At 73.8% G+C, this 13,806-nt stretch carries 7 protein-coding genes and 7 pseudogenes; 9 read left to right on the forward strand and 5 right to left on the reverse strand.

Features of this window, described 5'->3' with window-relative positions:
* Nucleotides 1-4 precede the first annotated feature (4 nt).
* Together UK94_RS39105 and UK94_RS03885 are read right to left on the reverse strand one after the other, a co-directional pair.
* A partial coding sequence (locus UK94_RS39105; RefSeq protein ID WP_235486434.1) for a GGDEF domain-containing protein occupies nt 5-678 on the reverse strand: 674 nt, incomplete at its 5' end.
* A 1-nt stretch (nt 679) separates the two neighbouring features.
* Nucleotides 680-4,180 (reverse strand): annotated as a pseudogene (locus UK94_RS03885) (diguanylate cyclase); the annotation flags it as partial.
* Here UK94_RS03885 and UK94_RS33535 point away from each other — a divergent pair.
* The 7 genes and pseudogenes from UK94_RS33535 to UK94_RS39135 all read left to right on the forward strand — a co-directional run.
* On the forward strand, nt 4,124-4,318 hold the full coding sequence (locus UK94_RS33535) for a hypothetical protein (RefSeq protein ID WP_157734114.1): 195 nt from the start codon (nt 4,124-4,126) through the stop codon (nt 4,316-4,318). The pseudogene UK94_RS03885 and the gene UK94_RS33535 sit on opposite strands and share 57 nt — an antisense overlap.
* A 661-nt stretch (nt 4,319-4,979) precedes the next feature.
* Nucleotides 4,980-5,172, forward strand: a pseudogene (locus tag UK94_RS39110) (DNA alkylation response protein); the annotation flags it as partial.
* 11 nt (nt 5,173-5,183) lie between these two features.
* A pseudogene (locus tag UK94_RS39115) lies at nt 5,184-5,538 on the forward strand (DNA alkylation response protein); the annotation flags it as partial.
* A gap of 1 nt (nt 5,539) precedes the next feature.
* Nucleotides 5,540-5,761: pseudogene (locus UK94_RS39120) on the forward strand (acyl-CoA dehydrogenase family protein); the annotation flags it as partial.
* A 1-nt stretch (nt 5,762) separates the two neighbouring features.
* Nucleotides 5,763-5,915, forward strand: a pseudogene (locus UK94_RS39125) (hypothetical protein); the annotation flags it as partial.
* A gap of 1 nt (nt 5,916) precedes the next feature.
* A pseudogene (locus UK94_RS39130) lies at nt 5,917-6,235 on the forward strand (acyl-CoA dehydrogenase family protein); the annotation flags it as partial.
* 1 nt (nt 6,236) lies between these two features.
* Nucleotides 6,237-6,601, forward strand: a pseudogene (locus UK94_RS39135) (DNA alkylation response protein); the annotation flags it as partial.
* A 567-nt stretch (nt 6,602-7,168) separates the two neighbouring features.
* Here the strand turns inward: UK94_RS39135 and UK94_RS33540 are convergent.
* On the reverse strand, nt 7,169-7,459 hold the full coding sequence (locus UK94_RS33540; protein WP_157734115.1) for a hypothetical protein: 291 nt from the start codon (nt 7,457-7,459) through the stop codon (nt 7,169-7,171).
* Between the two features lie 857 nt (nt 7,460-8,316).
* On the opposite strand from UK94_RS33540, the gene UK94_RS33545 reads away from it, so the two are divergent.
* Both UK94_RS33545 and UK94_RS72770 read left to right on the forward strand, forming a co-directional pair.
* Nucleotides 8,317-8,580 (forward strand): hypothetical protein, encoded by a 264-nt coding sequence (locus tag UK94_RS33545; RefSeq protein WP_050996996.1) that lies wholly within the window; start codon nt 8,317-8,319, stop codon nt 8,578-8,580.
* Nucleotides 8,581-8,814: 234 nt separating this feature from the next.
* Nucleotides 8,815-10,164: a hypothetical protein gene (locus UK94_RS72770; RefSeq protein WP_041938769.1), complete on the forward strand. Its 1,350-nt coding sequence runs from the start codon at nt 8,815-8,817 to the stop codon at nt 10,162-10,164.
* Nucleotides 10,165-10,248: 84 nt separating this feature from the next.
* Here the strand turns inward: UK94_RS72770 and UK94_RS03910 are convergent, their stop codons facing one another.
* Both UK94_RS03910 and UK94_RS03920 read right to left on the reverse strand, forming a co-directional pair.
* Complete coding sequence (locus UK94_RS03910; RefSeq protein ID WP_063822594.1) at nt 10,249-10,800, reverse strand: NAD(P)H-dependent oxidoreductase; 552 nt, start codon at nt 10,798-10,800, stop codon at nt 10,249-10,251.
* Nucleotides 10,801-11,434: 634 nt separating this feature from the next.
* Nucleotides 11,435-12,547, reverse strand: a complete 1,113-nt coding sequence (locus tag UK94_RS03920; RefSeq protein ID WP_157734116.1) for a PfkB family carbohydrate kinase — start codon at nt 12,545-12,547, stop codon at nt 11,435-11,437.
* Nucleotides 12,548-13,806 lie beyond the last annotated feature (1,259 nt).

The raw sequence follows: 13,806 nt of genomic DNA on the forward strand, positions 1-13,806 counted from the left end.
CCGATCAGCGGGTGGCGGGGAACATCTCCCGCCGGGCCCGGGCGGCGCGCTTCGCCGCGTACATGTCCGCGTCGGCGTGGCGGACGACGAGAGCGGGATCGCGTGGTTCGGTCCCGCCGCCGACGCTGCGTGAGGACGCCAGCCCCACGGTCGCCCCGACGACGATGGCGTGGCCGGCCGAGAGGATCGGGGCCGCGACGGTCTCGCGCACGCGCTGGGCGATGTGCCGCAGGTCGTCCGCGTCGACGTCGGGCAGCACCAGGACGAACTCGTCGCCGCCGAGACGGAACGCCGTGCCGTCCGACGGCTGCGCCCGCAGCACCTCGGTCAGCCGGGCCGCGATGATGCGCAGCACGTCGTCGCCCGTCTGGTGGCCGAAGGTGTCGTTCACGGGCTTGAAGTGGTCGAGGTCGACGAGCAGGATCGCGAAGGGCGAGCGCTGCTCGGTCAGGTGGTCGAGCAGCTCGGTGAGTGCCACCCGGTTCGCCAGTCCCGTCAGCGGGTCGCGGGTCGCCCGTTGCCGCAGTTGTTCCTGGAGCTGGCGCCGCTCGCCGACCTCGTGGCAGGTCAGCAGCAGGCCGCCGTCCAGGTAACCGGGCCCGGAGGCGGCCCGCCAGGCACCGGCCTCGATGTCGAACCACCGGTACCCACCGTCGGCCGTGCACAGTCGGACGTCCANCAACGACGCGGGGTTCCCTCGAAGCCGCTCGTCGAGGAAGCCCCGTAGCCAGTCCCGGTCCTCGGGATGGACGAGCTCGAGCAGCGGCAGCCCGATCCTGGACTGGACCGGGTAACCCAGCAGGCTCTCGATCGCGGAGCTGATGAACGTCGGGGAGCCGGCCCGGTTCAGGTTGATGATGATGTCGTGCGACTCGTGCAGCAGGGTCTGCAGCCGCGCGCCGTCGCGCCGGATCGCCTGGTCCTCCCGCAGGATCGCCCGCATCAGCCCCGCCACGGTGACGACGACGATCGAGACGAGCAGCAGGTCGCTGAGGGCGTGGTTCGGCCGCGGCCCCTCCGCCGCCCCGCGGCCGTCGCGCCGCACGACGAGGTACGCCGGCATGGGGCTGGCGGGGATCCTGGTGGCCGTCGCGACGCGACCGCCGCCGTGGCTGTCCAGCACCGTCACGCGTCGGCTGTGTCCGGGCGTGATCGGGCGCAGCTCGTCGGGGTCGACGACGGTCCGCCCGACCGTGGCGGCGTCGTTCGACATGACCGCCCGGCCATGCGCGTCGACGACGCTGATGGTCATGCCAAGGTCCAGCGCGGCCGCGCTGGCGGCCGCCGCGGTTGTTCCCCGGCCGAGGGTGCGGGCCATCTCCGCGGCCGGCGACCCGTGCAGCGTCCGGCCCAGTACCAGGAACGCGGCGCTGCGTCCGGCACGCCGGACGGGCACGACGCTGTAGATCCGGGCCCCACCGGACTCGTCGAGGGCCGGCAGGCTCAGGCCGCCGCCGCGGGCGGACGCCCAGATCCGGCTGTGCGCCGGGAACGGCACCGCCGCCCCGGGCGGCTGGACCGCCCGGGGGTGGCCGTCGAGGTCGACGAGGGCGAGCAGGGTGCCCGGCGTCGACAGGCTCGGCCCGGCGACGGCGGCCAGCGTCCGGGCGTCGGCCGCGGGGTCCGTCAGCGACCACGGCAGTCGGGAGACCGGGTCGATGAGGTACCGGGGCTGGCTCAGGTCGGCCGCGAACCCGGCGAGACGGAAGGAGAGGGCATCGCTGTCGGTCACCCGCTGGGCCTCGGCCCGCCGCCGGTTGGCGTTCTCGATCCCCAGGGTGACCACGGTGGTGGTCAGGATCACCGAGCCCAGGACCAGTAGCGGAAGCGCCCGGGTGAGGTGGGCGCGGACGCTGGTCCGCCGCTGCCGGGACCGCCGCCGCGGGTGCGTCCGGCTCCGCGGCCCGAGCTGGGACGGCGCCGCCGCACCGTCGGCCGTCTCGCCGGGCTCGGCGCCGGCACGGGGACCGGTCGGCTCGGCCGGGTCCGCTGCGGGCGCCGGCCGAGCCGTAGCGGACTCGATCTCGTCCACGGTGACGTCGAGGAGCTCGACCAGGAGAGGCTCGGAGATCGCGAACTCCACGGCGTCCACCCCGACCACACCGGATTCCGCGACGACACCGGACTCCGCGACCGAGCCGGGTGGGCCCGGCGTCGCCACCGCATAACGCCCCGGTCCGACCTGCTTCGCCCGGTACATCGCCTGGTCGGCCGCCCACAGCAGCTGCTCGGGTCCGCACGGGCAGGCACCCGCCAGGGCGATCCCCACGCTCGCACCGATCCGCACCTCGTCGCCGTCGACGAGGATCGGCTGGCCCAGCGCCTGGATGATCCGGGCGGCGACCGCCCGCGCGCCGGGCCCGTCGGTGCCTCGCAGCAGGATGCCGAACTCGTCGCCGCCGAACCGTCCGCCGGCGTCGCCCGCGCCGAGTTCGGACCGCAGCCGTGCGCCCACCGTCTGCAGTACCTGGTCGCCGGCGGCGTGCCCCAGGGTGTCGTTGACCTGTTTGAACCGGTCGAGGTCGACGAACAGGACCGCGACCGAGTCGGCCGGCCGCGCAGAGGTGGCAGAGGCAGAGGCGGCAGAGGTGGTGGCGGCAGGAGCAGTGGCGGCAGGAGTGGTGGTCGCAGGAGTGGCGGCGGCGGTGGCGAGCTCCTCCTCGAAGGCCGACCGGTTGAGCAGCCCGGTCAGCACGTCGTGGCCGGCCTGGTAACCGAGCTGATCGAGCAGCCGCTTGCGTCTGCCGACGGCGTGGCAGGTGATGAGGATCTCGGGTGCGCCGGCCTGCCGCGGCAGCCGGCGCGCGGCGACGTCGAACCAGCGGTGGGTGCCGGCGGCCCGCGTGAGCCGGATGTCGAGCAGCGATCCCGCGGTCGGATTCTCGATCAGGCACAGCAGCCGCGCGGCGTCGTCTGGATGGGCCAGCTCGGTCAGCGACCGCCCCAGCCAGGGTTCGTCCGGGTGGCCGAGCAGGGGGACGATGGCCGGGCTGACGAAGGTGAGCCGGCCGGCCGGGTCGGTGACGAGGACGATGTCGTGCGCCGCCGCGAACAGCGCCCGCAGCCCCGCCCGGCTCCGCTGGGCGGCGGCCTCGCGCAGCAGCCCGAGGAAGACGATGCACAGCACGCCGGTCAGCGCGACCGCCAGCAGCGTCAGGTTGCGCCGGTCGCCTCTGGCCCGCAGGTCGGCGTAGAGCGATTCGGTGGGCTGCTGGAAGTAGGTGAGATATCCGGTCGCCGGCTGCAGCGCGGTGATGTGGGTGATCGTCCCGTCGGGGCCGGAGGTGCGCCAGATCCGCGGGCTGCGGCCGGGGGCACGGGAGCGGCGCAGCTCCGCGGCCGCCAGCATCTGCCGGCCAGGCAGCGCAGGGTCGGTCGAGGCGATCGGGACGCCGTGCTGGTCGATCGTCGACACACTGCCGCTGCCGGCCCCGAGCATGGTCGCGATGCCGCTCGAGAGCCGAAGATTGATCTCCTGGGTGGAGACGGCCACCAGGACGGCCCAGGGCCGCGGCGACCCGACCGGAACCACGGTGGCGCGCACCGGCGCGTCGGCGAGCGTGAAGACGGGGGAGACGGCGCCCCTGCCGGCCCATGCCGACGACAGGGCCGGGCCGAGGGCGCGCGGGGTCACGACGCCGCCCACCGGGTACGCGGCGGTGACGGTGCCGGCCCGGTCGAGCAGGGCCAGCAGCCGGGTGACATCGCCCGACGGCGACAGCTGCAGGCCGGGGAGGAGATCCGCGTTGGTGGCGCGGTCGTCCGGGCGGAAGGGGACGCGCGCGACCGCGGCCGACAGCCCCGCGGGGGAGTCGGCGTCGGACTCCCACTGCGCGAGGCGCTCGACGAGCCTCGCCCGGGCCGCCAGCCGCGATCCCTCCTCCCGGTGCAGCAGGTTGGCACCCACGTGGAGGGCCAGGGTTCCGAGCACCAGAATGGCCAGCAGGATGGCCAACGACGAGAGGAATCGCCGCCGGTGAGCCCGCCTGCGGTGGGCCGGCCTGGAGTGGACCGCGACCGCGGCCGTGCCGGGGCCGAGTGATCGTCGCCCCCCGATCCGGCCACCTCTGATCATCTTTCGCGCCCCGCCCGACAACGCTGCCCGGACTCGACGGATCTCACCGTGAGTAAACGTATTCTGATTTCCGGGCGGCGAATCCTCCCGGTTGTGGGTGAGCATACGAGTATCCGCGCCGCGAGTTTCATCGGCCGCCGCGCATCCGGTATCGGCCGGGCCCGCGCGTGTGCGGCGCGCAGCAATGGGATGGATGTCGACGCATGCCGGTCCGCCGGAGCGGATTCCCTGTCGGCAGAATGACGGATACCGAGAGTCGTCTCGTCGATACCTGCCGTCGCTCCCGAGGGGAGCCGGTCCTGATAGCGTCAACCATGTGTGTTCGACCGTGACGCAAGGTGTCGTGTCGACGGCGAATTGTTGTCGTGATGCTGCCACCGCTCGCGATCGTGCCGGCGGGGCCGCTGTTACTTTCGGTGTTCCTCGGGACTCTCCGTAGCACCCGGGAGGNCTAGCCCGTTCGAGCATCGCACAGCATGATCACGGGATCACGGCGTGCTCCGAGCCTTCGTCGGAGATCCGGTCGGGCCCGGCGGCCTCGCCCCGCGACGGACCCGCGCCGGCGGGCGGGCGCCCTGGTCCGCGCGCCCCGGGCGGGACGACGCCGGAGTGGGCTGCCCGGCCGCCCGCGTTCGTTCCCGGCGGTTCGGATCCATCGCGCTCCGGTCGTCCGGTAAATGCGCGATCCGGCCCCCGAAGATGGGCTGCGAATTGTCCGGAAGGCGGTTATATACCGCCGGGAGGGCGGTTTCCCTGGTGGCTGTCGGGCACCGGCAGCCAATATGTTGTTCTCGTTTGCGGGATCGGTGGACCGTCGAGGGAGGGCACGCCGACCGCCGACCACCGACCACCGGTCTCCCGTGCCGAGGGAGCNCCGTGGCGGGGCGCGAGAGGAGGAGCGGAGATGAGCTCGTCGATCGAGGCGCGGCTGCCCACCGGGGCCTCACGGTCGTCCCCCGGTCGAACGCACGAGGTGACGAACCAGCCCCCGCCGCTGGTCGGCCACGACGCGTCCGCGGACCCGGCGCTGCTGACGGCCCTGGTCCGGGAGGGCGCCGGCTGGCACACGGATGCCCTGCGCCGCCTGGGCCGGCTGGNGGGCACCGANCAGGCTCGGCGCTGGGCGGAGGAGGCCGACCGTTTCCCGCCCGAGCTGCGCACCCACGACCGTTACGGCAACCGCGTCGACGAGGTCGACTTCCACCCGTCCTGGCACGCGCTGCTCGAGGTGGCCGTGCGGGAGGGGCTGACCGGGGCGCCGTGGCGGGACCCGCGCCCGGGCGCGCACGTCGCGCGGGCGGCGAACATCCTCGTCTGGGGCACCGTCGAACAGGGCCACCTCTGCCCCGTGTCGATGACCTACGCCGTGGTCCCGGCGCTGCGGGCCGCGCCCGACCTCGCGGCCAGATACGAACCATTGCTCGCCAGCCGGATCTACGACCCGGGGCTGCGCCCGCCGGAGGNCAAGGCGGGGCTGCTCGCCGGCATGGGCATGACCGAGAAGCAGGGCGGTTCGGACGTCCGGGCGAACACGACGACGGCGACGCCGGCCGCCGACGGCACCTATCGGCTACGAGGCCACAAGTGGTTCACAAGTGCGCCGATGAACGACGTCTTTCTGGTCCTGGCGCAGGCACCCGGCGGACTGTCCTGCTTCTGGGTGCCGCGGGTGCTCCCCGACGGCAGNCGTAACACCTTTCGCATTCAACGGCTGAAGGACAAGCTCGGCAACCGCAGCAATGCCAGCAGCGAACCGGAGTTCGACGACACCGTGGCCTGGCTGGTCGGGGCGGAGGGGCGTGGCGTTCGCGTCATCATCGAAATGGTGGCGATGACCCGGNTCGACGCCAGCCTCGGGTCCGCGGCCGGGATGCGGGCCGCGGTCACGGCGGCCGCGCACCATGTGCGCCATCGCCGGGCCTTTGGGACCCGTTTGATCGACGCCCCGCTGATGCGCAATGTGCTGGCCGATCTCGCCCTGGAATCCGAGGCGGCGACCACCTTGGTGTTGCGGGTCGCGGGAGCCGTCGACCGGGCGGCGCGCGGCGACCGCGACGAGCAGGCGTTCAAACGCCTCGCGACGGCCGTGGCGAAGTACTGGGTGTGCAAGCGGGCGCCGGGCGTGGCCGCGGAGGCCCTCGAATGCCTCGGGGGAAACGGNTATGTGGAGGAGTCGGGCATGCCACGGCTCTACCGGGAGGCGCCCCTCAACGGCATCTGGGAGGGCTCCGGCAACGTCAATGCGCTCGACGTGCTCCGGGCGCTCGATCGGGAACCGGACGGCCTCGACGCGCTGTCCCGGCAGATCGAGGCGGCCCGCGGCGCGGACGCCCGGCTCGATCGGGCCTGGGACCGGTTGCGCGCGCAATTGCCGAAGGCGGCGGCCGACCCCTTCGCCGCGCGCCGTGTGGTCGAGCGGTTGGCACTCGTTATGCAGGGTTCTTTGCTTGTCCGGCATGCGCCGCCCGCCGTTGCGGATGCGTTCTGCGCGAGCCGGTTGGCCGGTGACGGGGGTCTCGCTTTCGGNACGTNGCCGTCGGGGGTTGATGTCGCAGGTATCCTCGACCGGATTGCTTCGGTGGATACGCCTACCGNTTCAGTCGGTGATATCCGTCACGGGCAGGATGATGGCAGAATCTCTTTGTAATTCCCTTGCGACGAATAGCGATGGATCGCCCCTAGCCTGGTAGGCGACTGCGCCCGGGGGGTTTCCATGATGTACTTCTGCCTGGCGGTTGCCGGGCTGATACTGATTGCAGGAGTTCTCGGTCTGCTCCGCGGACGAGCCGAGTGGGCATGGATCCACGATCGCCGTCGGGCCGGGATTGTCACCGGCGCCGGCTCGGTGGCTCTCGTTGCGTTCGGGTTGCTCGCGACGCACGGTGTCGGGACCGGCGACGGCGGCGATCACGATCCGGCCTCGAACAGCGTCTTCCTGGTTCCGCCCGGGTCCGGCTCGTCCTCGTCCTCGTCCTCGCCTGGCCGCGGCGGCCAGGCGGACGTCCAGGTGCAGCAGGATCCGACGAAGGGCGACAAGGCCTATGCCCAGCCCACCGACGACGTGACCAACGGCCGCGCGCCGGGCGGCTCGAATCACCCGCCGGCCACCCCGGCCAGCCGGGCGCGGGCCGGAGCTGCGGGCCTGGTGGCGGGCGTGCCCCGGGCGCCCGCCGGACCCCAGCGCGCCGGCGGCGCGAGCACGCCGCAGCGTGGGACGACCGGCCAGCCCCCGAAGACGGACCGGCCACCGGCCGCCTCCCCCGCACGCCCCGGTGGCACGGCCGTCCGGACCACCTCGCCGCCGCGCGGCGGCGGGGCGGGCTCCGCACCCTCCACTCCCACCGGGCCCAAGGGCGGCCAGACCCCGACCGGCAACGGCAACACGGGTGGCTCCGGTGGCTCCGGGGGCTCCGGAAGTGGTGGCTCGGGTGGGTCCGGTGGCTCGGGCGGTTCCGGGTCCGGTGGCTCGGGTGGGTCCGACGGTTCGAGTGGTTCCGGTGGTTCCGGTGGTTCGACTGGTTCGGGTGGTTCGGGTGGTTCGGGTGGTTCGGGTGGTTCGGGTGGTTCGGGTGGTTCGGGTGGTTCGGGTGGTTCGGGTGGCGCGGGCGGCGCGGGCGGCGCGGGCGGCGCGGGCGAGTCCGAGGGCCCTGCCAGGCCCGTGCCGAGCAGACCAACCCCGAGAAGGCCCGCAACGAGCAAACCTGCACCGAGCAAACCTGCCCCAAGCAAGCCCGTGAGCCGGCCCGCACCGACCAAGCCCGCGCCGACCAGGCCTGCAACGAGCAGACCTGCACCGACCAAGCCCGTGAGCCGGCCCGCACCGACCAGGCCCGTGTCGAGCAAGCCCGCGACGGGGAGACCTGCAGCGGGACGGTCCGAGACGGGCAGTCCCGAGACGAGCAAGCCCGTCACAGGGTCTTCCGGCGGTGGGGCGCCTCGCCCCACCGCCGGCTCGTCCATTCCTCGCGCCTCGGCGCGTCCCCAGCCGATCCCGCCGAGCGACGACGGCTCCCCGCCCGGCCGGTCTGAGGACGAGACCGACGGTCCGTCCTCCACGAGGTCCTCGGCCGGAACCTCCCGTCACGACGGCAACCGCCCCACCTACACCGGGCGTCCGACACCCCCGCCTGCGCCGACCGGCGGCGGGGGCGTCGGATCTGGCGGTTCGGTCGGATCTGGCGGTGCGGGTGGGTCTGGCGGTTCGGGCGGGTCCGGCTGGCCCGGCGGCGGAGGTGGGGCGGGTGGCGGAGCTGGATCGGATGGCGGAGCTGGGGCGGGTGGCGGAGCTGGATCGGGTGGCGGAGGTGAGCCGGATGGCGGAGCTGGATCGGGTGGCGGAGCTGGGGCGGGTGGCGCGGGCAGATCTGGTGGCGCTGGTCGTTCTGGTGGCCTGGGTGATTCTGGGGGCGTTGGCGCTGGTTCCGATGCCGGGACGGGAGGCTCCTTCGGCGGAGGAACCGGCACGGCCGCCGGTGCATCCGCCGGCGCCGGACGTGCCGGTCTGATCGCGCGGCGTTAGGCGGCCGATCTGTCCCACCGCGCTCGCAGCCGGCGCCGTCGAACCGCCGGTGCGGGCAACGGTCCGCCTGGGGCTCGGCGGGTACGGATCGTGCCGCGCCGCGTCGGCGGGAGACCGGTTGGGCGCCGGCACCCCGACACGGCATCCACGGTATCGGTGGTACTACTCTGGGTGAGTTACGGTTCGGGCTCCCGTGGAGACGATGCGACCTGGGGGCCTGATGTCGGTGTTTGCCATGGCCATGGCGCTGCTCGCCGTCGCGGTGATGCTCGTCGGCATCGCCGGCACCCTACGCGGGCGGGTGGGTTGGGCCCGCATCTCCGGCCGGCGCCGCGGGTTGACCGTCGCGGCCGGCGGGTTCACGGTCGCCGTGACCGCCTTCGGCTTCTCCGCCCCCGCCGGTTCGGGCGGGGACGACGTCCGGCTCGGGACGACCAGCGCCGCCGACACCCGGCTCGGGCTCGGCGACCAGCCACAGCGCGACGATCCGCGCTGGCAGCCGGGCGATCCGCAGATCTCCCCCCTGCCGACGCTGCCACCGTTCCCCGGTTCGCTCTACGGCTCCTCCCCGGAGGCCACGGACGGAGCCACCGCCGCGGACGGTTCCGAGCAGGCGGCGCCGACGTATCCGGGCTCGTCCCGGGACGGTGCGCTCGACGAGAACGGCCTGGCCGCCGGCGATCCCACCCGCGTCGACCGGGGCGGGGACACCGACCAGGACGAGGAGCGATTCGCCGCGGACCCGGACGGCGGCGACCGCGACGGGTGGGACGACCGGCCCGGTCGCGGACGCACCGGTTCCGGCCTGGACGGAGGGTCGGCCGGTGACGACCCGGACGGCTACGCCTACCGGGACGAGACCCGACGCGGCGCCGCCGCTCCCGGGGCCGACGGCTATCCCGGAACCGGCGAATATCCCGGAACCGGCGAATATCCCGGAACCGGCGGCCACCGCGGAACCGGCGGAGATCCCGGAATCGGCGGATACTCCGGAACGGGCGGATATTCGGATACCGGTGGGTACCTCGGCGCGGGCGGCCATCCGGGGGCCGGTGGGAACACGGGGGCAGGCGGGTATTCGGGGGCCGGTGGGTATTCGGGGACGGGGGGGTACGTGGGAGCCGGCGGGTATCGGGGCGCCGCAGCCCGTCCGGCCGGTGTGGACGCCCCCGCCGGCACCGCGGCGCAGGGCGCCGCGCCGCGCGCCGGGACGCGACCCGGGTCTCGAGGGCCGACCGGCGCCGGGGGAGCGTCGGAGGCGGGCGCGGGCACCGCGACGAGCGGTCCGGGCGACACCACCCCGCGCACGCGGGGGCAGAACCGGCCCCCTGCGGGCTCCGGCTCGACGTCCGCTGCGAGGTCCGTGTCCGGCGCAGGCCCCCGCAGCCCGGAGGCTCCCGATGGGCGGGCCGCCGCAGGCTCCGCCGGGGCCGGGGCCGGGAGCGGGGCACAGCCCGCGGGTCCGGCGGCGCCGGGCGGCGGTCGGGCGTCGGCGCAGTCCGGCGTGGTCGTCGGGCAGCTGCCGCAGGTGCGGGTCGACCCCGGGATCGCGGGAGTCGGTCACGGCTGAGCCGCGAACGGAGCCGTACCGCCGGTCGTGGTCGGTGCCGCGGAGTGCTTGATCGACCGCCAGGCCGGGACGACGGTCAGGCGGTCAGGCGGACGGCGCCGACACCGCGCGCCGGGCCGCGACGAGGGCGCTCACCGCCGGGAGGTTCACCGAGCCCCAGGCGTCGAGCTGCGTGGGGAGCTCGGCGAGCGCCGAGTCGAGGACGAACAGCCCGGTGGTCGGGCAGGCTGCGCCGATCTCGACGAGCACGGGGCGCAGGTGCACCTCCACCGCCAGGGCATGCTGCGGCGCGGCGGCCACCTGGACCGGGATGGCCGGCAGGCCGGCGAGCTCACCGCCGCCGATCTGGTCGAGGAGCAACTTCAGCAGCCCGGTGTAGGTCGCCTTGTAGGTGGGCGTGGCGATGATGAGGACGTCGGCCGCCCGGATGGTGGCCAGGGCCGCCCCGACGGTCGGGTCGCCCCAGCCGAGGAGGCCGGAACCCAGCTCGCCGACCTCGATGACCTCCGCGGACGTCTCGAAGCCGCTCGCGGCCAGCGAGGTCGCGACGCGGCCGGCCACCGCCTCGGCGACCTGCCTGGTCCGGGACGCCGCCTTCGGGTTCCCCACGACGCTGACGATGCGGCACGGCTCCATCGGGCTGCCTCCCTGTCCGGTCGCGGGCCCGCCCGCGAGTCGCTGGAACCGACGGCGTCTGTTCCCGGTGTCGGCCGGCCGCAGTCTATCTGCGATCCGTCGGTACACGGCAACAGTCAGGCCTGCATCAACCCGGACGGTTACACGATGATGGCCGCTTTGTTGCGCCNCCCGCGGCACCTCCGGGACACCCGGTGGCCCGGCCAGATCGGGCCGCGCGGCGCACATGCCGATCCGGCCCAGGCATCGGTGCCGGAGCCGGATGGGCGTGGTGCGGAAATGCCGGGTTTGGCGTTCGTCGAAGGCGGGAAGGTCGCGTCCGCCATCCTCGATGCCGCGCCGGCGGTCAGCGGGTGTGGAGGGCGAAAGTGTAGAAGATGGCGAGNGGCCACAGCAGGGTCGCGACGAGGGCGGTGAAGAAACTGCTCAGCGCGTGGCCGTCCCAGTCCGTGAAGTTCCAGTAGTCCTGGCTCGCGGTGATGACCACGCCAACGATGAGATAGAGAAGCGTACCGAGGCTGATGCTGCTGGTTCGGGTCCCAACCCGGGTGGCCATGACTGCTCCTTCGGCGGGGGCGATATGTGACTGTCGCAGGATTACCCGCTATCAGCCCACCTACACGCACCTGTCCGGTTAGGCCTTATGCCGGAATACCCCTTCGGGCGCCAGGAGGGCCGGGCCGGCCGGGGGCCGCTCGGGCGAACCGGCGAGGCGGGGCAGCGCATCGAGTGCACCCCGGTGGCGGACCGTCCAGGCCGCCGCGGCGAGGCCCGCTTCGACGGCGGCCAGAACGATGCCGGATGGCCGGGTGGCCGAGGCGGGCACGTGGAGCCGGCCGGCGTCGGTGGCCGGAGTGTTGGTGTCCGTCGTGTCGGTGTCGGTGTCGGTGGCGGTGGCGTGGGTGTCGGTGGCCGGGGCGTCGCCGGCGAACAGGACGTGGGTGAGCGCGGCGGTGAACGCGTCCGAGGCGGCGGTGGTGTCGACGACGGTCGTCGGATGGGCCGGACGGGCCCAGGACCGGGTGCCGTCCCAGACGGCGACACCGTGCTCCGCCCGGGTGACGCACACCAGTGGCGTCCCGAACCGATGACCGAACGCGGCCGCCAGCTGAGCCCCGGGACCGTCGGCCGCCGGATCGCCGGCCGCCGCCAGCAGCAGCCTGGCCTCCTGTTCGTTCGGCGTGGCGACACTCACGCGGTCCCAGGGCAGGTCGACGAGGGCCGCCGCGGCTGCCCGCTCGGGCGGCGCGGGATGGACGACCAGCGCCGCGCCGGCCGCCAGGGCGTGGTCGACGGCCGCCCGCACGGTCGCGGGCGGCGGGTCGAAGGTCACGATGACCGCGCGGGCGGAACGGATGGCCTCCCGAGCGGGGGCCAGGTCGGCGGGGGTGAGCTCGACCGCCTCCGCCCAGCGGCAGAGGAACGCGGTGCGGCCGTCCGGGTGGGCGAGCACCACGCAGACGGGGGTCGCCGCGCCGGGACGGACGGCCATCGTGGCTGCGTCGACCCCCTCGGCTCGCAGCGCCGCGAGCAGCTCGCGGCCGGTCGTGTCCCCACCGACGACGCCGACGGCGCGGACCGGCACGCCGCGGCGGGCGAGCGCCACCGCCTGGTTCAGGCCCTTGCCGCCCGGCCGGGTCCGCACGGCGTCGACCCGAAGATCGTCCCCCCAGGCCGGCAGTGTGTCCGTGGTGACGATGCAGTCGAGGCAGAACCCGCCGATGACTACCACGCCCGACCCGCTCACCGGGTTCACGGTAGCCGGCCGACCCCGGGGACGGCGTGCAGATACCGTGCAGTCGGCGCGGAAGCCCGGGGGACAGAGGATACTCAGACCACGGATGAGCCGGAGTCCCGGGGTTGGAGTGTAACCCGGGTGTGGGCTGATACGGCCTTCTTTGTGGCCTTCTCCTGTCCCGGTCGGACCTTTTTGTGGGTATGTGCAGTGCNGCTCGGAACCTTTGCCGCGCCCCGACCTGCACACCATTGTCGTCCACCCGATAACGTACCGCCGTGCCTATTTCCTATCCCGTCGCCGCGCGGGCGACCCCGCCACCGCTGCCGATCGTCCCGAATATTGCACCATCAAAATCCGTGTACCTCGGTCCGTCGAACGTCATGCCACATTCCGACATATTCCCGTTCCTGGCCGTTCTGGTCGTCGTCCTGGCCGGCCTGCTCGTCGCCCGGGCACTNCGAACCGCCCTGGTCCGACGGCGGGCCGGCTGGTCCGTCGGCGGTCAGACCGGTGACCATTCCTCCGCCTGTGCGACCAGCCCGGACCAGTCCGCTCCCTGGCCTCTGGCCCGCTTCGCGAGCGAGAGAATGCCGTTCGACAACCAACTGCTCGGCCGGACCGCCGAGGCGGCCAGCGCCCTCGTCGCCAGAATCTCCGCCTCGTCCAGATCACGCGACCGCATCGCCGCCGACGCCTGGTAGAGCCGCACGGCGGCGAGCGCGCCGGACGCCCGGGAGCGGCCGAACAGATCGGCGGCCTCATCGAGGCGCTGTTGGCCCTCGTCCACAGCGCCCGCGGCGACGAGCGCCGCACCCCCGAACGTCGGCAGATAGCCCGGATGAATGCCGTCGAGGCTGTAGCCCAACGAACCCTGGGGCAGCTTCGCGGCGATGGCGTCCGCCGAGCGCAGCACGGCCACGATGCCGTCCGTCGGCATGTGCCGGGCGGCCATGATGTGCGCCTCGGTGGTGATCGCAAGGATCGCGGTGTGCGCGTGCGGCGCAGCGGCCCGAGNGGTCCGGGCGAGCTGCAGGCCGTCGAAGGTGCTGTCGAAGGAGTAGGCCGCCAGTTCGGCCAGCACGACTCCGGCGTGGGCGGCGGTGGTGGCGTCCCCGACGTGTTTCGCGAGGACCAGCGCCGCCCGCGCCGCGATCGTCGCCCGGTTCGGCTGCCCGCTGTCGCCCTGGGCGACCGAGGTCATCAGGAGGATCCGGCCGTGCGCCCGCAGCCAGTCCTGACGCAGGGCCGAACCCAGCCGCCAGCGCCCG

The organism is Frankia sp. AvcI1 (assembly GCF_001420875.1).
Lineage (GTDB): Bacteria > Actinomycetota > Actinomycetes > Frankiales > Frankiaceae > Frankia > Frankia alni.

Coding starts and splice junctions, on each gene's coding strand:
- UK94_RS72770 (WP_041938769.1), top strand. CDS start 8,815: ATGTCGGTGTTTGCCATGGCCATGGCGCTGCTCGCCGTCGCGGTGATG.
- UK94_RS03910 (WP_063822594.1), bottom strand. CDS start 10,800: ATGGAGCCGTGCCGCATCGTCAGCGTCGTGGGGAACCCGAAGGCGGCG.